Here is a 22,590-nt window from a genome sequence, read left to right on the forward strand (position 1 = left end):
GCCTGCTAAATAATATGCATGCAATAGTTTTTAATGTGACATTCTTTTCGATAGGAATGAAGAAGTTGATGCGCTATCATTAACGTCTCAATCAATAATAATATATTCATTATGGCTTTAATTAAAAAGCTGCGGCAGCTGAATCGCAGGCGTAATTATTTAAAGAAAGAGATTAAATATTCTCTTGATCTTTATTTTGCAGCAAGGAAATGGAAAAAGACTTCAAGCCACAAACAGAATAGACAGGATATCAAATCCATTCTGCTGGTTCGCAATGAAGGTAAAATCGGCGATGCCATCGTTTCTACGTGTTTTCTCAGAGCGCTGTTTGAAGCCGGGTATCGTGTAGATATTCTGGCGGTAAAGGAGAATGAGAGCCTTTTCCGGCATAACCCGTATATTCACAACATCTATCTCTCGGAGAGTTTCAGCGATTGTCATCAGCGCGATAAATATGACACCGCCATCGGGAGTGAGGTCGTTACCCTCCTGAGAGACAATGCTTACGATTTATTGATCGATACGGCTATCTGGCAAACCGCGCTGTATATGCCCAAAATGATTGCCGATATCAATCCTAAAATGACGCTGGGTTTCAACAAGCCTGGCTGGCTTAAACCCTACGATATCAACATTCAGTTCGATCACCTTAATAACCACGTTAAAAATATCTATCGTGCGGTTCTTGACTATCTTCAGGTTGAGACGGTTGATGGGCTGAATTATGAAATATTTTATCCTGAGCGAATTGATGCCGAAATTCACCAGTCCGGCATGTTTTCCGCTGATGAGCACAATATTTTAATCAATATTTATGCCAGTCATGCCGATCGTGACCTCTCTGAGCAGCAGCTGAATGAGCTAATCGGGGCGATTGTCAGGCACAATGCGGCCACCAATATCGTGGTGCTCGATCACAAAGGCGCGCTGGAACAGGCGTCGCTGCACCCCGCGAAGTTATACCGCGTTCCCTCGCTGTATCACGCTTTCGCTGCGGTTAAGCAAAGTGATTGCGTGATTACTCCCGATACCGCCGTGGTGCATATCTCGGCGGCTTATAACAAAGCCCTGGTTGGCATCTATCAGGACTCCCTGAAAAATAATCAGCTGTGGTCGCCTGGCTACAGTAACGGCCATCAGATATTTTCCGATGAGTTTGTTTTTAAAAATGACGGACGGCTGGTTGAGAAAATAAGCCAAAAAATCCACACGCTGGTTCAGCCATAATCGATGAGGTCACTGTGCCGTCAGTACGGTGACCGTGCATCGGGCAGTTCCTTACACCACCTGCACCGCTAACGCCTGCTGCAGAGCGCTGAGCGCACCGGGCTTTGCCGCGCCGCCGTCGCAAATCAACAGATCGATATCGCCGACAGGGGCGTACTGGGTACGGCTGATCACGCCGAGTTTGCTGTGATCCGCCAGCAGCAGGGTGCGGCTGGCCTGCTGTACCATGGCGTGCGCGATGGCGGCTTCATGCGGATGGAAACTGCTGGCGCCGTTTCGGGCGTCGATGCCGACCGGTGACAGCAGCGCCACGTCGGCGCGATATCGATAAATTTCCCCCACCGTCATTTCTCCCCGCGTCTGCTGCGCGCCGGCCATCATCATGCCGCCCAGCAGCAGCACCTGGTTATTCAGGGTTTCATGCTCTTCGGCCGCGGTGAGCGCCAGTGCCGCCTGCAGACTGTTGGTGATGATGGTCAGGCCGGACATGGTGCGCAGCTCTTCTGCCAGCAGCGTGGTGGTGGTGCCGGCATCGAGGAACAGCGTCTGGACGGGCTGCAGATGTTGTACCGCGGCGGCGGCAATCGCGCGTTTCTCTCTGGCCTGTGCGTTACGGCGCACCTGCAGCGGTGGCTCCGGCGGGCTCTCCAGCGCCACCAGACCGCCATGTACGCGGCGCGCCAGCCCCTGCGCCTCAAGCGAAATGATATCGCGCCGTGCCGTTTCCCGCGAAATACCCAGCTCTTTAATGATGCGTTCAGTGCTGAGCTGATATTGCGTGCTCAGCAGCGCGCGGATGCGATGTAAACGGGTTTCCTGCAGCATGACGTTTCCCTGTGGCAGAGCGAAGCTGGGCCTAAGCTTACCTGAGTGTCATCGTGGCGTCATGTGTATTTGGTTGTATTTGTGTATTTGGTTGCATTTTTCACTAAAGCAGGCATGATGTTCGCAGAGATCAGGCTGCAAACACCCCCTTTCACCTTCGCAACGGGAGTTACCATGGTTACACGTTCCACCATCATGGATACCAACAGTTTTCGCGCCGAACACGCCGACGCGCTGGATCCGGCCACCCGCACTCTGACGGACAAGCGCAGCAAAGTGCTGGGCGAATCGTATCGTCTGTTTTATCGCAAGCCGGTGCATCTGGTGCGCGGCGAAGGGCAGTATTTGTGGGATGCGGCGGGTAATAAATATCTGGATGTGTATAACAATGTGGCGAGCATCGGCCACTGCCATCCGGCGGTCATTGAGGCGGTGAGTCAGCAGATGAAGATGCTGAACACGCACACGCGTTATCTGCACGAGCGCATTCTTGACTACAGCGAAGCGTTGCTGGCGACCACGCCGGAAGCCATCGATCGCGCCATGTATATGTGTACCGGCTCAGAAGCCAACGATTTGGCGATACGCGTGGCGCGCGCCTGGAGCGGTGGCACCGGTATTATTGTCTCGCAGGAGGCGTACCACGGTACCAGTGATTTGACCTCTGGCGCGTCACCGGCGCTGGGTAGCGGTCAGCCGCTGGCCGCGACCACCCGCCTGGTGCCACCACCGGATGCTTATCGTGTCGATGCGCCTGACCTCGGGGCATGGTTCGCCGACCAGATTCAGCAGCAGATTGATGACATGAAAGCGCACGGCATTAAATTCGCCGGTTTCCTCGCCGACTCGATCTTCTCCTCCGACGGCGTGCTGCCTAATCCGCGCGGATTCCTGCAGCAAGCGGTGGATGTGGTGCATGCTAACGGCGGCATTTTTATCGCTGATGAAGTGCAGCCCGGCTTTGCCCGCACCGGCGATGCCTTCTGGGGCTTTGCCCGTCACGGCGTGGTGCCGGATGTGGTCACCACCGGTAAGCCGATGGGCAACGGTATTCCGGTTTCCGGCCTGCTGGCGAAAAGCGACGTGCTGGCCGCGTTCAGCGACGAGATCCCTTATTTCAATACTTTCGGCGGCAATCCGGTGGCGATGGCCGCTGCGCAGGCGGTGCTGACGGTGATTCAGGAAGAGGGGCTGCAGGAGCATAGCCGCGTGGTCGGCGCACAGCTGCTGGCGGAGCTGCAGAAGCTGATGGACCGCCATGACTGCATTGGTGATGTGCGCGGTGCCGGGCTGTTTATCGGGTTTGAGCTGGTGCAGGATCGCAGCAGTAAGACGCCGGACAAAGCGCTGGCGCTGGACTTGATCGAGAAGCTGCGCGATCACCATGTGCTGACGTCGGTGGCCGGGCCGTACGGCAACGTGCTGAAACTGCGTCCGCCGCTGGCGTTCCAGAGCGGTGATATCGACTGGCTGGTGGGAGCACTGGATAAGTCGCTGACCGAGCTGGGGCGTTAATTACTCAGATATCAGGTCGCCATGAATGGCAACCCGACAGCATAATGTGCCAGATGCGCGTTGATGCGCATCTGGCAGGGCGCGAAAGGACATCACGCCGCGGCAGTTTCCTGCGCAAAAATCTGCTCCATCTTCTGCCACGCCTGCGCCACATCATCGTCGAGATTGAACAGGCCGGAGGTGCCGACAATAAACACGTCGACGCCCGAGGCGGCAATCTGCTTAAAGGTGCGCGCATTGCACGACCCATCGATTTCGGTCAGATAGTGATAACCGTGCGTTTCCCGCATGGCGATCAGCTGGCGAATTTTGTTCAGCGTTTCCGGAATAAATTTCTGCCCGGCGAAACCGGGATCGACTGACATCACCGTCACTTTATCCAGCAGATGCGCATATTCACGAATGCTGTCGGCTGGCGTCGCCGGATTCAGCACCACGCCGCAGCGACGACCAGCCTCTTTAATTTGTGTCAGCAGGCGAAAAATTTTGTTATTCGCCGTCTCCGGATGGAAACTGATAATATCCGCACCGGCATCAATGCACATCGGAATAATATCTTCCGGGTGGTTCACCATTAAATGCACATCAATCGGCACATCGGTAATTTTACGCAGGTTCTCAATAAAGAACGGCGACAGCGTAATATTCTTAACATAGCTGCCATCCATAATATCGACATGATAGAACGAGGCGCTGGCGTTCATCGCTTCGATCTGCTCGCGGAAGCGGGTCAAATCCATGCACATCAGGGACGGTGAAAAGCGGGCGTTCATGCTGATTTCCTCATTACGCAAACAGCGCCCGCAGGCGCTGTCTGTGACATCAATGGAAGAACGAAATAATATGGCCGAGCACAATGCCGACGATACCGAAGTCCGCATCACCAAAGGTGGTGGACGCGAAGCCAAGGTCACCCATCAGCGGCAGCAGAATGGCGGGCAGGAAGGAGATCAGCAGCCCCTGGACAAAGGAACCGATGATGGCACCGCGCCGTCCGCCGGTGATGTTGCCGTAGACGCCAGCGGTCGCGCCGCAGAAGAAGTGCGGCACCAGGCCCGGCACAATCACGCTCAGACCGAACAGCGGGCACAGGAACATGCTGATCAGACCGGCGGCGAAGCTGCACAGGAAGCCGATGATCACGGCGTTCGGCGCGAACGGGAAGACCGTCGGGCAATCCAGCGCTGGTTTTGCGTTCGGCACCAGTTTATCGGCGATGCCTTTGAACGCCGGGACGATCTCGGCAATCACCATGCGTACACCGGCAAGAATGATGTAAACACCCGCAGCAAAGGTGATTGACTGGATAATGGCAAAGACGATGAAGTTCTGGCCGCCGCTCACCTGGCTTTCGGTAAACTCTTTACCGGCGACCAGTACCAGCGCGATAAACAGAATCATCATGGTCAGCGAAATTGCCACGGACGAGTCGCGCAGGAAGTTGAGGGTTTTGGGTACTTTCAGCTCTTCAATTGACGGGCTGCCTTTGCCCACCGCTTTGCCGACCAGCGCCGACAACAGGTAGCCGGTGGAGCCAAAGTGGCCCAGCGCCAGATCGTCCGAGTTGGTGATTTTGCGGGTGAACGGCTGCAGAATCGCCGGGCATACCACCATCATGGTGCCGAGAATCAGCGAGCCGATCAGCACCAGCCAGAAGCCGTGCACGCCGCCCACCGACAGGATCACCGCCAGCATGGCCGACATATACAGCGTATGGTGCCCGGTCAGGAAGATGTATTTCAGCGGCGTGATGCGCGCCAGCACAATATTCACCAGCATACCGAACACCATGATCATCGCGGTTTCGGTACCGTAGTTTTTCTGTGCCAGCGCGGCCATTGCATCAGTATTCGGCACTACGCCCTGAATATTGAACGAGTGCTCGAATAGCTGGCTGAAGATGGTCAGGGTGGCCGCAATTAAGTTGGCCCCGGCGATAAGAATAACAAAACCCATGATGGTTTTTAGCGTACCGGAAATCACATCGGACACCGGTTTCTTTTGCAGTAATAAACCAATCAGGGAAAAAAGGCCGACAAGTATAGCGGGTGTTCCAAGAACATCCTTAATTATAAACTGCAGCATAAATTACTCCGTGTGAGTAAATTTCGTCGGGTCAATTACAGGTTGTCGGCGAGAATTTCTTTGATTCTGGCGTTATCCAGTAAATTGCTCAGGCCAAATACCTGTGCGCTGTGGCTCGACAGCTGGTCAGCGATATCTTTAGCGCTGATGATAATATCGGCCTGCTCAGATTTGGCAGAGGTTAAATCGGTATGACCCACTTCAGCCTCTTTACCCAGCTCCTTAATAATTTTCTTCACGTTCATTTCCACAATGAAGCTGCTGCCTAAACCGTTTCCACACACAATCAGTACTTTTTTCATTTTCAGGTTTCTCTGGTGATTAATTTTTAATGACAGCTTCAATCGCTGGCAGGGTCGATGCCGACAGCAACTGCTGCAGGCGGGATTCGTCGCTGAACACCTCAGCCAGCGCGGTGATCATCTGAATATGATCGTCGCCAGACAGGGCGCACAGCATAATAACGACAAACACCGGGTCGTTTTCATCGGCGGCAAAATTCACACCTTGTTTTACGTGCAGCAGCGACAGGCCGTTTTTGCGCGCACCCTGTTCCGGACGTGCATGCGGCATCGCCAGCCCCGGCGCCAGCACATAATAGGGCCCCAGCTCAGCATGCGAGGTAAAGATCGCATCCAGATAGGCCGGGGTAATTGCCCCCTCCGCCAGCAGCGGCTCGGCCGATAAACGCACCGCTTCCTGCCAGTCGCTAACGTCGTCTATTACCCGGATATGTTGCGGTGTCAGCCATTGAGTGAGCATCAGTAATTCCTGTTTATTCGTCGATGCGGTGCACTGTAGGTGATTTTATCGCCTGGGTTCTGTGATGCTGCTCGCAAAAGTTAGCGCTAACACGAATGATGTTAAAAAGTGTGTTAGCGATAACATTTTTGCGTGCGCGGTTTGTCACGCTGAGGCCGGGGTGACATGCTCAGGCCAGCGAAAATCACGCAGCCAATGAGACATGCCCGATTCTGTGGTTTTTAACATGGCACCAATTTGCTTTTGGTTTTAAGCTGCGTGCGGATAAATCGAGCGCTACCCGGAACCAGCAGGGTAGAGACAGGAGAACGCATGACAGAAAAACGACGGCGCAGTACCGGCAAAAGCACGCTGGCCGATGTTGCCCGTTTGGTCGGTGTCAGCGCCATGACGGCGTCGCGCGCTTTGCGTATGCCGGAGAAAGTGTCGCCCGAAATTCGCGCAAGGATCGACGCGGCCGTCGCGGAACTGGCCTATGTGCCCAACGTGCAGGCGCGTAACCTGGCGTCGGCCTCGTCGCGGCTGATCACCATGGTGGTACCCTCATTTGCGACGCCGGGCAGCGCGATTGTGTCAGAGGCACTGCAGGAGGTGCTGCGGCCGCAGGGCTATAACATGATGCTGGCCGAAGCCAATCATTCGGCGGCGGAGGAGAGCGAGCTGATCGAGATGCTGCTCTCTTACAACCCGGCCGCGATGGTGCACTTCAATTTCGATAATGCCGCCGAAGCGCAGCGCCTGCTGAGCAACTCCGGCCTGCCGGTGATGGACATCGGCGGCGTGCATCAGGATTCTGCCGGCATCAGCATCGGCGTGGACTATGCGAAAGCCATTCGCCAGCTGGTAAACAGCCTGGTGGAGCGCGGCTATCGTCATCCCGGCCTGCTGTGCACACAAACACACAGCACTATTTTCCGTCAGCTGCTTAATGGCTGGCACAGCGGGATGCTGGCGCTGAATCTGGCACCGCACCGCGTGGTGACCTCACCGAAAATGCCCACCTTTGCCGCCGGCCACAGCCTGCTGGCAGAGATCCGTCTCACCTGGCCGGAACTGGACGTCCTGATCTGTACCAGCGATGAAGTGGCGTGCGGCGCCATCATGGCCTGTCACGCAGCCGGCGTCTCGGTACCCAGCCAGCTGGCAATAGCCAGCATCGGCGGTGGCCCGCTGGCGGCGGTATGTTCGCCGCCGCTGACCAGCATTGTGCTGCCGTACGAGGAGATGGGGCGCATGGCCGGTAAACGCCTGCTGGCGGCGCTCAACGGCGACGAGCCGCCTGCCATAAATGAGTTGCCGGTGCAGCTTAAGCTGCGCGCCAGTACGCACAAGGTGTAGCCGTGTGTGCGCACCTTTTGCCAGATTGATCAAATCCTTATCATTCCTAAGGCATTGATAACCCTTTTCCGGATCATGATTTTAACTATAATGATCCGACTGCTTATGCGGCACACCAGCTAGGTTGTGCTGCCAAACACTAAATGGAGAGGAAGAACATGAGTTATTCACTGCCATCCCTGCCGTACGCCTACGACGCACTGGAACCGCACTTCGACAAGCAGACGATGGAAATCCATCACACTAAACATCACCAGACCTACGTTAACAACGCCAACGCGGCGCTGGAAGGTACCGAATTCGCAAACCTGCCGGTTGATGAACTGATCACCAAACTGGATCAGCTGCCAGCAGACAAAAAAGGCCCACTGCGTAACAACGCTGGCGGCCACGCTAACCACAGCCTGTTCTGGAAAGGCCTGAAAACCGGCACTACGCTGCAGGGCGACCTGAAAGCGGCAATCGAAAAAGATTTCGGTAGCGTTGAGAAATTCCAGGAAGAGTTCGAGAAAGCGGCCGCGACCCGTTTTGGCTCTGGCTGGGCGTGGCTGGTGAAAAAAGGCGACAAGCTGGCGGTCGTTTCAACCGCTAACCAGGACAACCCACTGATGGGCGAAGCCATCGCTGGCGTGTCTGGTTTCCCAATCATCGGTCTGGATGTGTGGGAGCACGCTTACTACCTGAAGTATCAGAACAAGCGCCCTGACTACATCAAAGCGTTCTGGAACGTGGTGAACTGGGACGAAGCAGCAGCACGTTTCGCCTCGGCAAAATAAGTTCTGGCTTACGCTATGTGAATAACCGGTGCCTGCGTGCACCGGTTTTTTTATCGCCATCCTAAACCGCAGCTCAACAAACACCACATCATGGCCAGGCTAAAGTGGTTATTAACGCGCCGTTGATAATTTGGGGCATACAGTAGCCTTCAGTTATCTCGCGACGTAAAAATAATCATGTCTATTATTACACATTCTGAGCCGGACTCCGTTTCGTCGGCCGCGCTGTTTATACCTTTAGTCAGTGGAAAGCTGCGGCCAAATAAGCTGTGGAATAGCCAGCAATTTCGCCTGAAATTTGCCTTAAGGTCAGCGGTATTTCCACTGACCACCTTTAATTATCTCCATCAGCTGGCCAAACTCTCTTTTCTGCCGCAGCTGTTAAACAGCCAGGGCTTACTGCCGGCTAAGCCGCATCGTCCCTATTTGCGCGCCGGTTTCAGCGTGGCGCAGCGTGCGCAGGCGATTCTCGATCATTATCAATTAATGGATCGGCTGGCGAATAATCAGCTGCGCCAGTTGCTGCTGAGCCCGAGCGGTAATCTCCTTGCCCGTTTCGACGGCAAAAACGAGGAGCAATTTGCGCTTTATTGCTGCTCCGGCCATTACGACCGGGAAGGGGAAATTACACTGCTGCTTAATTATCAGGATATGACGCTGGCCTCGCTGTCATTCTCTATTATTCAGGAACAGCAGCAGCGCACGCTATTAATTGGGGGCTTGCAGGGGCCGCGGAAACATATTTCCAGTGACGTTATTCGCGATGCCACCAAAGCCGCGCACGGCGTATTTCCCAAGCGTCTGCTGATGGAAGCAGTATTTATTCTGGCGGCACAGTGCGGCGTACAGGCCATTACCGCCGTCGGCGATACCACCCATGTTTTCCGCAGTCTGCGCTACCGTCACAGCAAAGGTGATAAATTCTTTGCCAGCTATAGCGAGTTCTGGCTGTCACTGGGCGGGGAAATGCGGGGTGATGAGCTGTTTACGCTGCCGCTGAGCATGGCACGTAAAGATCTGGAAGAGATTGCCAGCAAGAAGCGCGCGGAGTATCGCCGCCGCTATGCCTTGCTGGATACGCTGGCGCAGCAGGTGCTGCAGGCTGCCGGGGCAGAACGCGACGTGGCCCACGCCGCGTAACGGCAATCAGAACGGCTGCTTCGCGTAGCCGGTCATCACCTTCAGCCCCATCTCACGTCCCAGCGCGGTCATCGGGTGTACCACTACCAGGCCGCGCACGCTTTTCTTCAGCGCGCCCATGTTCGCCTGCTCTTTTTTGGTGATTTCACGGCTGAACGGCAGCTTTTTCAGCTGCTGGGCTTCTTTGCTCAGCTTCTCTTCGCGCACGTTGCGCAGACGCTCAATTTCCTGCACCAGCGTCTCTTTCTCTTTCAGCAGCGCGCCAAGCTTTTCGGCATCGCCCGCTTCCAGCAGCTGCGGTTCTTTGCGATTCAGCGCGTCCAACTGGTCGCTGAGACGTTTAATCTCGGCTTTTTCTTGTTCTTTCATTGGGAAAACTCATTAAGGAAAACAGGCAAAGGATACATCAAATCCGCCCGCTTTTGCAGCGCAGCGACAACAGAGGCAACGGGATAATCGGGTGCAGCGGGCGGGCGGGCAAAAAAATACCCAGCGCAAGGCTGGGTATTGACTGGAATTACAGAATGAAGCGGCTGAGATCTTCGTCGGCCACCAGTTCATCCAGATGCTGACCAACGTATTCGGCATCGATGGTGATCGATTCGCCGTGGCGATCGCTGGCGTCGTAGGAGATATCTTCCATCAGACGCTCCAGCACGGTGTGCAGACGACGTGCACCGATGTTCTCGGTGGTTTCGTTCACCTGCCACGCCGCTTCGGCGATGCGACGGATGCCGTCTTCAGTGAATTCAACGTTAACGCCTTCGGTGCCCATCAGCGCTTTGTACTGTACGGTCACGGACGCGTTCGGCTCGGTCAGGATGCGTTCGAAATCATTGACCGTCAGCGCCTGCAGCTCAACGCGAATCGGCAGACGACCCTGCAGCTCCGGAATCAGATCCGACGGGCTGGCCACCTGGAACGCACCGGAGGCGATAAACAGGATATGGTCGGTTTTAACCATGCCGTGTTTAGTGGACACGGTGCAGCCTTCCACCAGCGGCAGCAGATCGCGCTGTACGCCTTCACGTGACACATCCGGGCCCGACGACTGGCCGCCGCGCTTACAGATTTTGTCGATTTCGTCGATGAACACGATACCGTGCTGTTCAACCGCGTCGATGGCGTCCTGCTTCAGCTCTTCCGGATTCACCAGCTTGGCTGCTTCTTCTTCAATCAGCAGCTTCATCGCATCTTTGATTTTCAGCTTACGCGGTTTCTGCTTCTGGCCGCCGAGGTTCTGGAACATCGACTGCAGCTGGCTGGTCATCTCTTCCATGCCCGGAGGCGCCATGATTTCAACGCCCATCGGCGCAGCAGCCAGATCGATCTCAATCTCTTTGTCATCCAGCTGGCCTTCGCGCAGTTTTTTGCGGAACGACTGGCGCGCAGCGGACGGCTCAGCGCTCTGCTCCGGCTGGCCCCAGTTGTTTTTCGCTGGCGGGATCAGCACATCCAGAATGCGATCTTCTGCCATCTCTTCAGCGCGGTATTTGTTTTTCTCGATCGCCTGGCTGCGCACCATCTTGATGGCGGAGTCCGTCAGATCGCGAATAATCGAATCCACTTCTTTCCCGACATAGCCCACTTCGGTGAATTTGGTGGCTTCAACTTTGATGAACGGCGCATTGGCCAGCTTCGCCAGACGGCGGGCGATTTCGGTTTTACCGACGCCGGTTGGGCCGATCATCAGGATGTTTTTTGGGGTCACTTCATGGCGCAGCTCTTCGTCAAGCTGCATGCGGCGCCAGCGGTTACGCAGCGCAATGGCGACCGCTTTTTTGGCGCCGTCCTGGCCGATGATGAAGCGGTTAAGCTCGCTGACAATCTCGCGTGGAGTCATCTCAGACATGGTTTTGGTCCTTACGCCTTAGACGGTAATTCTTCGAAGTTAATGTTGTGGTTGGTGTAGATGCAGATATCACCGGCGATATTCAGCGCTTTGGCTACGATATCGTGCGCACCCATCTCCGTGTTCTCCAGCAGCGCGCGGGCGGCTGCCTGGGCGTAAGGCCCGCCGGAACCGATGGCAATCAGGTCATTTTCCGGCTGAATCACGTCACCGTTACCGCTGATGATCAGCGAGGAGTTCTCATCGGCAACCGCCAGCAGCGCTTCAAGGCGGCGCAGCATCCGGTCAGTACGCCAGTCTTTCGCCAGTTCGACCGCGGCTTTCACCAGATGGCCCTGATGCATCTCCAGTTTGCGTTCGAACAGTTCAAACAGGGTAAAGGCATCTGCGGTGCCGCCAGCAAAGCCCGCGATCACTTTGTCGTTGTAAAGACGACGCACCTTTTTAACATTGCCTTTCATTACGGTATTGCCGAGCGTCGCCTGGCCATCACCGCCGATCACGACCCGGCCGTTGCGTCGTACACTTACTATTGTTGTCACGGGCAGACCCCTTGTTGCAGTGGAAAAAAGACACCGCGCAGCGGGCGCGGCGTATCATGCAACCAGATATGGGGTAATCCTGTGGGGTTTCAACCCCCGGCAATATCTGATGCTGCAAATTGCCGGGGGCGAGCAGGGAGGGTTAAGGCAGGGCGAGCGGGATACAGCTGCTGTGGCCGGAGCTGTGCAGGCGCTTCACGGTGCTGTCTGTGCTGCTGCGGTCTTTAAACGGCCCAATCACCACGCGATTCCAGCCGCCGCCAGTCGTGATGCGGCTTTCGAAACCTTCAAACGCCAGACCGGCGCGTACCGATTCCGCCTGATCGGTGCCTTTAAACGAGCCACACTGCACCATCCAGCGCTGGGTGCTCGCTTTCTCTTCCGTTTTGGCTTTGGCGCTCTCCTGCGGCTTCGCCGGCTCGCGAGTGATCGGCGCGGCCTGTTGCTGCTGCTGGCGTGCCGCCTGCTGCTGCAATTCCTGCTGGCGTTGCTGCTGCAACTGTTGCTGACGCTGCTGCTGCTGTAACTGCTGCTGCTGACGCTGCAACTGCTGTTGTTGCTGTTGTGCCTGCTGCTGACGCTGCAGCGTTTGCTGGCGCTGAGCCGGGGTTTGTTCGTTCCACGGCACTTCATTCAGCTGGGTCGGCTGCTGGCGCATATCGGCCTGCATCTGCTCCAGCAGCTGACGCTGTTCGTCGGTCAGCTGGGTTTGCGACTTGATTTCGCCACCGGCAGACGGCTCGGTGGGCGACGGCACGGTCACCTGACGATTTTCCAGCTCTTTGATGTACTTCCAGCGCTCTTCCGGCTTCGGCGGCAGGCCATTACCGTTGGCTTTATGATTCGGAATCACCGGTGTTTCTTCTTTTTTGTGATGCGAGATGAACCATAAACCACCGGCAAAGGTCACCAGCACTGCCACGGCCAGTACTATCATCAGCTTTGAAGTGCCGGAGCCGCCTTTACTTTTCTTGCTGCGGCCTGCGGGTTTTTTGCGACGCGTCCCTGTTGAACGCCCGCGGCCTACGTAATCTCTCTGTGCCACTTTCGTTCTGATACCCTTCAAAAAAATGCCACTGGGCGTGTAAATGGGGTGTTAATTTTGCCCGGCAAGGAATGCGTCATGTTACTCAAGGGCTGGAACTTTGACCAGCACAGTCTGCCTTCAGAATCTGCTGAAAATGCAGGGTTCCCGCATTCATTTTTCGCGTTTTGCTGCCGGTGCGGTACTGCCGCGGACGCGGAGTTCGGCGTCGAGCAGGCGTGAACCGTTATTGACCCGTTTGCCCTGCAGCTCATCCAGCAGCAGCAGCATCGCTTCGCGGCCAATGGCAAAACGCGGCTGTGCCACGGTGGTCAGGGGCGGATCGTAGTATTGCGCCAGCTCGATATCATCAAAGCCGACCACCGACAGATCCTGCGGAATACGCATTCCCAGCTTACGCGCCTGGTTCATCGCGCCCAGCGCCATCAGATCGCTATGGCAGAACAGGGCTTTCGGCGGCTGCGGCAGGCTCATCAGCTGCTTCAGCGCGCTGGCACCGGCTTCAAAGGTAAAGTCGCCGTGCACAATCAGCGTGGGATCGATGGCGATATTGCTGCGGCGCAGCGCCTGGATGTAGCCCTGCAGCCGATACTGGCTGAGCGGGATATGTTCCGGTCCGGTGATGCAGGCGATCTGCCGATGGCCCAGCTGTAACAGGTGATTCACCGCTTCAAAGGCCGCGGTCAGGTTATCGATATGCACCGTGGGCAGCGCCATCTCCGGCGCGAACTCGTTGCCCATCACCATGGGCGGCAGATTACGCTGATCTTCAATGCCGGCGTCAAACGGCAGCTGCGAACCCAGCAGTACCATGCCGTCAATCTGGCGCGTCAGCATCAGGTTAAGGAAGGTTTTCTCCTGCTGATCCTGGTGCGCGCAGTCACCAATCAGCACCAGATAGCCTTCCTGCGCGGCGGTCACTTCCACGCCGCGGATAATCTCGCTGAAGAAAGGGTCACAGATGTCCGGCACAATCACCAGAATGGTTTGCGTGTCGCCGCGTTTAGCGTTGCGCGCCAGACCGTGCGGCGCATAGCCGACCGCCTGCACCGCCTGTTCCACTTTCTGCCGGGTCGCGGCGGAGACTTTTTCCGGATTCATCAGCGCGCGCGAAACCGTGGCGGTGGAGACGCCAGCCTGCTCGGCCACATCTTTCATGGTGGCTGCCGATGAGGGTTGCTTCTGATCCAACGTTAACTCCTGACGCGGTACAGCGCATAGATATTCACATATAGCCGGCCCAGTGCCGGGACGGGCACTATTGTTAACCCAACGCCGTGTGAGGTTGTTACTTAATTTGCATAAAAATTGTGACTTGTGCGACTTTTTTCGATCTGGCTCGCAGATGTGGCGCGGCTTAACTCTCGGTGGGGTCGATATCCAGCGTCCATTTGACTTTGCGCGCGGCGGGCAGGGTGGTGACCAGCGGCAGTGAACTGCTCAGCAACTGCTGCAGCCGCTTGCGCGACGGATGCTGTAGCAGCAGTTGCCAGCGCCAGCGTCCGCTGCGCTTCGGTGCCAGCGCCGGCACCGGCCCCATCAGCCACATCGCCTCATCTTTGAGCGGGCTGGCTTCCAGCAGGTTACGCAGCTGAGTAAGGAACTCCGCCGCCTGCGCGTTATCCAGATCTTCAGCGCGAAACAGTGCGTGGCTGGTCCACGGCGGCAGCTGCACTGACTGGCGCTCCAGCAGCGTCTGATCGGCAAACGCAAAATAGCCGCGATGCAGCAGCGTTTGCAGCAGTGGATGCTCCGGATGGTGCGTCTGTAGTAACACTTCGCCCTGCTTACCGGCGCGGCCGGCGCGGCCGGCGACCTGTGTGTAGAGCTGGGCAAAGCGCTCGGCGGCACGGAAATCGGCGGAAAACAGCGCGCCATCGACATCCAGCAGCGATACCAGCGTCACGTCCGGGAAGTGATGGCCTTTGGCCAGCATCTGCGTGCCGACCAGAATGCGCGCTCCGCCGCGATGCACATCGGCCAGATGCTGCTCCAGCGCGCCTTTGCGGCTGGTGGTGTCGCGATCGATGCGCGACACCGGTACGCCAGGAAACAGCGTGCTGAGCTGCTGCTCCAGCTGTTCCGTGCCCACGCCGACCGGCAGCAGATGGGTGGAACCGCAGCCCGGACACTGATGCGGCAGCGGACGCTGGCTGTCACAGTGGTGACAGCGCAGCTGACGATGCTGCTGATGCAGCGTGTAATAACTGTCGCAGCGCTGGCACTCCGCCAGCCAGCCGCAGTCGTGGCACATCAGCGCCGGCGAAAAGCCGCGGCGATTGAGAAACAGCAGAACCTGATTATCCGCCTGCAGGTGCTGGCGCATCTTGCCCAGCAGCGCCGGCGCAAGACCGCCTTTCAGTTGCTGTCCCTTGAGATCGATTAGCTGCTGCAGCGCCGGTTTGGCGTTACCGGCACGTTTGGTCAGGTTGAGCTGGCGATATTTACCGACACGCACGTTGTGCAGCGTCTCCAGCGCCGGCGTCGCCGAGCCCATCACAATCGGCACATCTTCTTCGTGAGCGCGGAATACCGCCAGATCGCGCGCCTGGTAGCGCCATCCCTCCTGCTGTTTGTAGGAGCTGTCGTGTTCTTCATCGATGATGATCACGCCCGGCCGCGCCAGCGGTGTGAATAGCGCGGATCGTGTGCCGATGACAATGGCGGTCTCGCCGCTGCGCGCGCGCAGCCATACCGCCAGACGCTCGCTGTCATTGAGCGCCGAGTGCAGCACATCAATCGGCGCATCGAAGCGTTCACGAAAGCGGGCGATGGTTTGCGGCGTCAGGCCAATTTCCGGCACCAGCACCAGCGCCTGTTTGCCGCGCGCCAGCACATTCTCCAGCACGCTGAGATAGACCTCGGTTTTACCCGATCCGGTGATGCCTGCCAGCAGCCACGCGGCGTAATGCTCGTCCTCGCTGCGAATGGCGCCCACCGCCATCGCCTGATCGGTATTCAGCCGCAGCCGTTCACCTTTCACCGCGAAACTGGTGCGCCAGTCGTGCTGCTGTGGCGCATGTTCGCGCAGGTCGCACAGCCCTTTGGCACGCAGCGCCTGCAGCGCGGCATCGGTAAAATCCTGCTCGCCGATCTGATGCCGATACAGCGGCCGCTGACGCAACGCCGCCAGCGCCTGCTGCTGTTTCGGCGCGCGCTTCAGGCTTTCCAGCGCCACTTCGCGCCCGGCTTCGTTCACCACCCACTGCCACAGCGGCGCTTCCTGGGCCGGCTTGCCCTGACGCAGCAGCACCGGCAGCGCATGGCTGAGCACTTCGCCGAGCGGAGAGTGATAGTAGCCGGCGGCCCAGTTGAGGATGCGCCACAGCGCGGGTGAGAACAGCGAGCGGTCGTCGAGCAACGCATCAATCTGCTTCAGCTGGGCAAGGGGGAGATCGCTGGTTGCGCGCGTGCTAACCACGATGCCCGTCATTTTCCGGTTGCCGAACGGTACGCTCACGCGCGCGCCGGCCACCGGCTGCGGCGCATCGGCGGGCAGCAGGTAGTCAAACAGGCGAGGCAGCGGAACGGGCAGGGCAACCTGAACAACGGGCATGTCGATCTCTATCCGGTTCTGTAAAAAGGAGAAGTAGTGTACACGCTGGCGTCACCCCCGTCATACTTCAGCGCGCGGCGGCGCTGGCTGCAGGCGTTTCCCCGGCATGGCAGAGCACGGCGCATTGCGCGGATTTGATCAATGCGCTCATTTTCTGTATACTATGCCGCCTTTGATGAGATGACTCGTCAAAGATACACCATTTATTAACCGCGTGTGGTGCTGTGCAGGTTCGCCTGGCACGGAGAGCGACACGGCCTTTTATGAGGTTCTCCCATGAAACAAGGTATTCACCCGAAATACGAAGCTGTGACCATCACCTGCTCTTGCGGCAACGTGATCAACACCCGTTCAACCATGACTGGTACCCTGAACCTGGACGTGTGCGGCAAATGCCACCCGTTCTACACCGGTAAGCAGCGTGTTGTTGACTCTGGTGGTCGTGTTGATCGCTTCAACAAGCGTTTCAGCATCCCAGGCAGCAAGAAATAAGATTATTTGCCGGCGAATCTTCACGATTCGGTTGCAAGAAAAAACCCAGCCTCGGCTGGGTTTTTTTATTTCTGGCCTCAGTATTCCCAGCTGTCGGGATCGATGCCCATCTCTCGCATAATCTGTTTTGCTTCTTCCGGAATCTCGTCGCTGCGCTCTTTACGCAGATCAACATCATTCGGCAGCGGTTGCCCGGTGAAGGCATGCAAAAAGGCTTCGCACAGCAGTTCGCTGTTGGTGGCGTGACGCAGATTGTTCACCTGACGGCGGGTACGCTCATCCGTTAAAATCTTCAGCACTTTCAGCGGGATAGAAACTGTAATCTTCTTAACCTGCTCGCTCTTCTTACCGTGTTCAGCGTAAGGGCTGATATATTCGCCGTTCCATTCAGCCATGGGTTACCTTAATCAATAAAAAGTTGAATATGGGGAAATCCGTTGATTATGCCCGATTTTTCGATGCCTGACCGCTTAAACTGCCGGTTTTATGCTTACACATCGCGTTTCACAGGAAAGCGCGCTGAACACCAGGCGATGACGCGTAATTTTAGCGGGTATTGCGGCTTTGCTCAATCTATACGCAAAGACATTTAGATGTCCAGATGTATTGACGTCCAGTTGCGGAATGTTATTCTGTTGCCACTTTTTTATTACACTTCAGGAACAGTAAGCACCATGACGCGTAAACAGGCAACCATCGCAGTACGCAGCGGTTTGAATGATGACGAGCAATATGGCTGCGTTGTCCCACCGATTCACCTCTCCAGCACCTATAACTTCCTCGATTTCAACGAGCCGCGCGCGCATGACTATTCACGCCGCGGTAATCCGACGCGCGATGTGGTCCAGCGCGCGCTGGCTGAGCTGGAAGGCGGCGCGGGCGCGGTGCTGACCAACACCGGGATGTCGGCGATTCATCTGGTGACGACGGTGTTCCTGAAGCCAGGCGATCTGCTGGTGGCGCCGCACGACTGCTACGGCGGCAGCTATCGTCTGTTTGACAGCCTGAGCAAGCGTGGCGCTTACCGCGTGAAGTTTGTCGATCAGGGCGATGAAGCGGCGCTGGCGGCGGCGCTGGCGGAAAAACCAAAGCTGGTGCTGGTCGAAAGCCCGAGCAATCCGCTGCTGCGCGTGGTGGACATTGCGGCCATCTGCGCCGCCGCGCGTGCTGCCGGTGCGGTGAGCGTCGTGGACAACACCTTCCTCAGCCCGGCGCTGCAGAACCCGCTGGCGCTGGGTGCCGATCTGGTGATCCACTCCTGCACCAAATACCTCAATGGTCACTCGGACGTGGTGGCCGGTGCGGTCATCGCTAAAGATCCGGCGCTGGTCACGGAACTCGCCTGGTGGGCGAATAACATTGGCGTCACCGGCGCGGCGTTTGACAGCTACCTGCTGCTGCGCGGCCTGCGCACCCTGGCACCGCGCATGGCGGCGGCGCAGCGTAACGCCCTGGCGATTGTTGATTACCTGAAGCAACAACCGCTGGTGAAAAAGCTGTATCATCCGTCTCTGCCAGAGAACGCCGGCCACCAGTTTGCCGCGCGTCAGCAGCGCGGTTTTGGCGCCATGCTCAGTTTTGAACTCGACGCCGATGAGGCGCGGCTGCGCCGCTTCCTGAAAGCGCTGCAGCTGTTTACGCTGGCGGAGTCGCTGGGCGGCGTGGAAAGTCTGATTTCGCACACCGCCACCATGACGCACGCCGGCATGTCGGCGGACGCGCGTGCCGCAGCGGGCATTTCCGACTCGCTGCTGCGTATTTCTGTCGGAATTGAAGATCACGAAGATTTAATCGCCGACCTGGATAATGCATTCAGGATCGCAGCCGAGGGGTAACCATGACGATTTCAGCAGGCGCGGGAACGCCGATCAAGCAGTTGCATAAATTTGGTGGCAGTAGCCTGGCCGACGCGCGCTGTTATCAGCGCGTCGCCGGTATCATGGCCGATTACAGCCAGCCGGGCGACTTAATGGTGGTCTCTGCCGCAGGCAGCACCACTAACCAGCTGATCAGCTGGCTCAAGCTGAGCCAGAGCGATCGCTTATCGGCCCATCAGGTGCAACAGGCGTTACGCCGTTTTCACAGCGAACTGATCGCTGCACTGCTGCCTGCTGAATATGCAGAAACCCTGACCGCAGCCTTCATCCGCGATCTTGAACGCCTGGCGGCGCTGCTCGACGGCGCCATCACCGATGCGGTATACGCCGAAGTGGTCGGCCACGGCGAAATCTGGTCGGCGCGCCTGATGGCGGCGGTGCTCAGCCAGCGCGATATCGACGCGGCGTGGCTGGACGCGCGCGACTTTCTGCGTGCCGAACGGGCGGCACAGCCGCAGGTAGATGAAGGCAAATCCTGGCCGCTGCTGCAGGCGCTGCTGGCGCAGCATCCGCATAAGCGTCTGGTGGTGACGGGTTTTATCAGCCGCAGCGAAGCGGGCGAAACCGTACTGCTCGGCCGTAACGGCTCTGACTACTCGGCAACGCAGATTGGCGCGCTGGCGGGCGTGAACCGCGTCACCATCTGGAGCGACGTGGCTGGCGTTTACAGCGCGGACCCGCGCAAGGTCTCTGATGCCTGCCTGCTGCCGCTGCTGCGGCTGGATGAGGCCAGCGAGCTGGCCCGACTGGCGGCGCCGGTGCTGCACACGCGTACGCTGCAGCCGGTCTCCAACAGCGACATCGATTTACAGCTGCGCTGCAGCTATCAGCCGGAGCAGGGCTCAACGCGCATTGAGCGCGTGCTGGCGTCCGGCACCGGCGCGCGCATTGTCACCAGCCACGACGATGTCTGCCTGGTTGAGATTCAGATTCCTGATAGCCACGATTTTGCTACCCAGCAGAAAGAGATCGATCTGCTACTGAAGCGCGCGCAGCTGCGTCCGCTGGCGATGGGTATCCATCCGGATCGTCGCCTGCTGCAGCTGTGTTACACCTCGGAAGTGGTCAACAGCGCCTTTAACCTGCTGCAGGACGCGGCGCTGCCCGGTCATCTGCAGCTGCGCGACGGTCTGGCGCTGGTGGCGCTGGTCGGTGCTGGCGTAACGCGTAATCCGCTGCACAGCCATCGCTTCTGGCAGCAGATCAAAGACCAGCCGGTCGAATTCGTCTGGCAGTCAGAAGATCACATCAGCCTGGTGGCGGTGCTGCGCGTCGGACCGACCCAGCACCTGATTCAGGGACTGCACCAGTCGCTGTTCCGCGCCGAGAAGCGCATCGGCCTGATTCTGTTCGGCAAAGGCAATATCGGCTCACGCTGGCTGGAGCTGTTCGCGCGCGAGCAGGAGACGCTGTCGGCGCGTACCGGGTTCGAGTTTGTGCTGGCGGGCGTGGCGGACAGTAGCCGCAGCCTGCTGAGCTATGACGGTCTCGACGCCAGTCGGGCGCTGGCCTTCTTTGATGATGAGGCCGAAGCGCGCGACGAAGAGTCGCTGTTCCTGTGGATGCGCGCACACCCGTTTGACGATCTGGTGGTGCTTGACGTCACCGCCAGTGATTCGCTGGCGCAGCAGTATCACGATTTTGCCAGCCACGGCTTCCACGTCATCAGCGCCAATAAAGTGGCCGGCGCTGCCAGCGGCCAGAGCTGGCGTCAGGTACGCGATGCCTTTGCCAAAACCGGTCGCCACTGGCTGTATAACGCGACCGTGGGTGCCGGACTGCCGGTCAATCACACGGTGCGCGACCTGCGCGAAAGCGGCGACAGCATTCTGGCGATCAGCGGTATCTTCTCCGGCACGCTGTCGTGGCTGTTCCTGCAGTTTGACGGCACGGTGCCGTTCAGCGAGCTGGTCGATCAGGCGTGGCAGCAGGGCTTAACCGAGCCCGATCCGCGCGTTGATCTCTCCGGTCAGGACGTGATGCGCAAACTGGTGATTCTGGCGCGCGAAGCCGGTTACGACATCGAACCGGATCAGGTGCGGGTTGAATCGCTGGTGCCGTCACAGTGCGAAGGCGAATCCATCGACCACTTCTTTGAAAACGCTGACGAGCTGAACGAGCAGATGCTGCAGCGCTTCGAAGCCGCACAGGAGATGGGTCTGGTGCTGCGCTACGTGGCGCGTTTCGATGCCAACGGTAAAGCGCGCGTCGGCGTGGAAGCGGTGCGTCCGGAGCATCCGCTGGCGGCGCTGCTGCCGTGCGATAACGTGTTTGCCATTGAAAGCCGCTGGTATCGCGACAATCCGCTGGTGATCCGCGGGCCGGGTGCCGGCCGGGATGTCACCGCCGGTGCGCTCCAGTCTGATATCAATCGTCTCGCCCAACTGCTGTAAACCTGCTGCGCAGACGGCGTCCGCTGTCTGCGTTTTTCCCTCTGCTTCCCCGTCAGGTGAATCCCTTTCACTTTGGTTGAATATTTGTCACGCCCGGCAAGCAATTTTATGTTGACGCTAAGCTGAAGATCGTTCATTTTGTGCATCTGGACGTCTAAACGTATGGATGTTCGCGGTTCGCAAATTAATCGATATGTGATGATGAGGTAACAGGATGAGTTTCTTTCATGCCAATCAGCGCGAAGCGCTGAACCAGAGCCTGGCTGAGCTGAACGGGCAAATTAATGTCTCTTTTGAGTTTTTCCCGCCCCGCACCAGCGAAATGGAAGCAACCCTGTGGAACTCCATCGACCGCCTGAGCAGCCTGAAACCCAAATTCGTCTCGGTCACTTACGGTGCCAACTCCGGCGAGCGCGACCGCACTCACAGCATCATCAAAGGCATTAAAGAGCGCACCGGACTGGAAGCGGCACCGCATCTCACCTGTATTGATGCGACGCGCGATGAACTGCGCGCCATTGCGCGTGACTACTGGAATAACGGCATTCGCCATATCGTGGCGCTGCGCGGCGATTTACCACCGGGTGGCGGCAAACCGGACATGTACGGCAGCGATCTGGTGTCGCTGCTGAAAGAGGTCGGTGATTTCGACATCTCGGTAGCGGCCTATCCCGAAGTGCATCCGGAAGCGAAGAGTGCGCAGGCGGATCTGATCAATCTGAAGCGAAAAATTGATGCCGGCGCCAGTCGCGCGATCACCCAGTTTTTCTTCGACGTGGAGAGCTATCTGCGCTTTCGCGATCGCTGCGTGGCCACCGGTATCGACGTGGAGATCGTGCCGGGCATTCTGCCGGTCTCCAACTTTAAACAGCTGCAGCGTTTCGCCACCATGACCAACGTGCGCGTACCGGGCTGGATGAACGCCATGTTTGACGGGCTGGATGATGATGCGGAGACGCGCAAAATGGTCGGTGCCAACATCGCCATGGACATGGTGAAAATCCTGTCGCGCGAAGGGGTGAAGGACTTTCATTTCTACACGCTAAACCGCGCCGAGATGAGCTACGCCATCTGCCACACGCTGGGTGTTCGCCCGACGCTGGCGGCATAAGCGTGAAAGGATAAAAAAGAGAAGGGGGCCTCAGGGCCCCCTTCTTGCTGTGCA

General features: G+C 57.6%; 21 protein-coding genes. 9 read left to right on the plus strand and 12 right to left on the minus strand.

Annotated features, from left to right (window positions below):
- Positions 1-111 precede the first annotated feature (111 nt).
- Positions 112-1,227 carry a glycosyltransferase family 9 protein gene (locus AC6I8P_RS00530; RefSeq protein WP_159377249.1) on the plus strand — a complete coding sequence of 372 codons (1,116 nt, stop codon included), beginning with the start codon at positions 112-114 and terminating at the stop codon, positions 1,225-1,227.
- Positions 1,228-1,278: 51 nt separating this feature from the next.
- Here AC6I8P_RS00530 and AC6I8P_RS00535 read toward each other — a convergent pair whose 3' ends face one another.
- Positions 1,279-2,052: a DeoR/GlpR family DNA-binding transcription regulator gene (locus tag AC6I8P_RS00535; protein ID WP_498030903.1), complete on the minus strand. Its 774-nt coding sequence runs from the start codon at positions 2,050-2,052 to the stop codon at positions 1,279-1,281.
- A 174-nt stretch (positions 2,053-2,226) separates the two neighbouring features.
- On the opposite strand from AC6I8P_RS00535, the gene AC6I8P_RS00540 reads away from it, so the two are divergent.
- A complete protein-coding gene (locus tag AC6I8P_RS00540; protein ID WP_132466968.1) occupies positions 2,227-3,567 on the plus strand; it encodes an aspartate aminotransferase family protein in 1,341 nt (446 codons plus the stop codon).
- 92 nt (positions 3,568-3,659) lie between these two features.
- Here AC6I8P_RS00540 and alsE read toward each other — a convergent pair whose 3' ends face one another.
- From alsE to AC6I8P_RS00560, 4 genes are read right to left on the minus strand one after another with little or no spacing between them, the layout of a single operon-like run.
- Positions 3,660-4,340, minus strand: coding sequence for a D-allulose 6-phosphate 3-epimerase (gene alsE / locus AC6I8P_RS00545; RefSeq protein ID WP_021506849.1), 681 nt, complete (start codon positions 4,338-4,340; stop codon positions 3,660-3,662).
- Positions 4,341-4,389: 49 nt separating this feature from the next.
- Positions 4,390-5,652: a PTS ascorbate transporter subunit IIC gene (gene ulaA, locus AC6I8P_RS00550; protein WP_150361695.1), complete on the minus strand. Its 1,263-nt coding sequence runs from the start codon at positions 5,650-5,652 to the stop codon at positions 4,390-4,392.
- A 35-nt stretch (positions 5,653-5,687) separates the two neighbouring features.
- Positions 5,688-5,954, minus strand: a complete 267-nt coding sequence (locus AC6I8P_RS00555) for a PTS sugar transporter subunit IIB (RefSeq protein WP_021313417.1) — start codon at positions 5,952-5,954, stop codon at positions 5,688-5,690.
- Between the two features lie 19 nt (positions 5,955-5,973).
- The gene (locus AC6I8P_RS00560; RefSeq protein ID WP_159377247.1) at positions 5,974-6,414 is read right to left on the minus strand and encodes a PTS sugar transporter subunit IIA; all 441 of its coding nucleotides are present in this window, start codon (positions 6,412-6,414) and stop codon (positions 5,974-5,976) included.
- Between the two features lie 312 nt (positions 6,415-6,726).
- Between AC6I8P_RS00560 and AC6I8P_RS00565 the strand changes: the two genes are divergently transcribed.
- The 3 genes from AC6I8P_RS00565 to AC6I8P_RS00575 all read left to right on the plus strand — a co-directional run bounded on the left by AC6I8P_RS00565 (position 6,727) and on the right by AC6I8P_RS00575 (position 9,668).
- Positions 6,727-7,752: a LacI family DNA-binding transcriptional regulator gene (locus AC6I8P_RS00565; RefSeq protein ID WP_021506846.1), complete on the plus strand. Its 1,026-nt coding sequence runs from the start codon at positions 6,727-6,729 to the stop codon at positions 7,750-7,752.
- Between the two features lie 158 nt (positions 7,753-7,910).
- A complete protein-coding gene (gene sodA, locus AC6I8P_RS00570; RefSeq protein ID WP_021506845.1) occupies positions 7,911-8,528 on the plus strand; it encodes a superoxide dismutase [Mn] in 618 nt (205 codons plus the stop codon).
- A gap of 177 nt (positions 8,529-8,705) precedes the next feature.
- Positions 8,706-9,668 (plus strand): VirK/YbjX family protein, encoded by a 963-nt coding sequence (locus AC6I8P_RS00575; protein ID WP_159377246.1) that lies wholly within the window; start codon positions 8,706-8,708, stop codon positions 9,666-9,668.
- Positions 9,669-9,674: 6 nt separating this feature from the next.
- Here AC6I8P_RS00575 and AC6I8P_RS00580 read toward each other — a convergent pair whose 3' ends face one another.
- From AC6I8P_RS00580 to priA, 6 genes are all read right to left on the minus strand, one after another.
- The gene (locus tag AC6I8P_RS00580) at positions 9,675-10,037 is read right to left on the minus strand and encodes a YibL family ribosome-associated protein (protein WP_021506843.1); all 363 of its coding nucleotides are present in this window, start codon (positions 10,035-10,037) and stop codon (positions 9,675-9,677) included.
- A 148-nt stretch (positions 10,038-10,185) separates the two neighbouring features.
- The gene (hslU, locus tag AC6I8P_RS00585) at positions 10,186-11,520 is read right to left on the minus strand and encodes an ATP-dependent protease ATPase subunit HslU (RefSeq protein WP_021506842.1); all 1,335 of its coding nucleotides are present in this window, start codon (positions 11,518-11,520) and stop codon (positions 10,186-10,188) included.
- Positions 11,521-11,531: 11 nt separating this feature from the next.
- Positions 11,532-12,062, minus strand: coding sequence for an ATP-dependent protease subunit HslV (gene hslV / locus AC6I8P_RS00590; protein ID WP_125310719.1), 531 nt, complete (start codon positions 12,060-12,062; stop codon positions 11,532-11,534).
- 142 nt (positions 12,063-12,204) lie between these two features.
- On the minus strand, positions 12,205-13,107 hold the full coding sequence (gene ftsN / locus AC6I8P_RS00595; protein ID WP_238561379.1) for a cell division protein FtsN: 903 nt from the start codon (positions 13,105-13,107) through the stop codon (positions 12,205-12,207).
- Between the two features lie 153 nt (positions 13,108-13,260).
- Positions 13,261-14,298 (minus strand): DNA-binding transcriptional regulator CytR, encoded by a 1,038-nt coding sequence (gene cytR / locus AC6I8P_RS00600; protein WP_021506839.1) that lies wholly within the window; start codon positions 14,296-14,298, stop codon positions 13,261-13,263.
- A 166-nt stretch (positions 14,299-14,464) separates the two neighbouring features.
- Positions 14,465-16,663, minus strand: coding sequence for a primosomal protein N' (gene priA / locus AC6I8P_RS00605; RefSeq protein ID WP_058770775.1), 2,199 nt, complete (start codon positions 16,661-16,663; stop codon positions 14,465-14,467).
- Positions 16,664-16,939: 276 nt separating this feature from the next.
- Between priA and rpmE the strand changes: the two genes are divergently transcribed.
- Positions 16,940-17,155, plus strand: a complete 216-nt coding sequence (rpmE, locus tag AC6I8P_RS00610; protein WP_021506837.1) for a 50S ribosomal protein L31 — start codon at positions 16,940-16,942, stop codon at positions 17,153-17,155.
- 77 nt (positions 17,156-17,232) lie between these two features.
- Here rpmE and metJ read toward each other — a convergent pair whose 3' ends face one another.
- Positions 17,233-17,550: a met regulon transcriptional regulator MetJ gene (gene metJ / locus AC6I8P_RS00615; protein ID WP_007885403.1), complete on the minus strand. Its 318-nt coding sequence runs from the start codon at positions 17,548-17,550 to the stop codon at positions 17,233-17,235.
- A 279-nt stretch (positions 17,551-17,829) separates the two neighbouring features.
- Here metJ and metB point away from each other — a divergent pair, with 279 nt between their 5' ends.
- From metB to metF, 3 genes are all read left to right on the plus strand, one after another.
- Positions 17,830-18,990, plus strand: coding sequence for a cystathionine gamma-synthase (gene metB, locus AC6I8P_RS00620; RefSeq protein WP_021506836.1), 1,161 nt, complete (start codon positions 17,830-17,832; stop codon positions 18,988-18,990).
- A gap of 2 nt (positions 18,991-18,992) precedes the next feature.
- Positions 18,993-21,425 (plus strand): bifunctional aspartate kinase/homoserine dehydrogenase II, encoded by a 2,433-nt coding sequence (locus tag AC6I8P_RS00625; protein ID WP_477530345.1) that lies wholly within the window; start codon positions 18,993-18,995, stop codon positions 21,423-21,425.
- Between the two features lie 214 nt (positions 21,426-21,639).
- A complete protein-coding gene (gene metF, locus AC6I8P_RS00630) occupies positions 21,640-22,536 on the plus strand; it encodes a methylenetetrahydrofolate reductase (protein WP_021506834.1) in 897 nt (298 codons plus the stop codon).
- The last annotated feature ends 54 nt before the right edge of the window (positions 22,537-22,590 follow it).

The organism is gamma proteobacterium symbiont of Lampromicra miyakona, assembly GCF_059730895.1.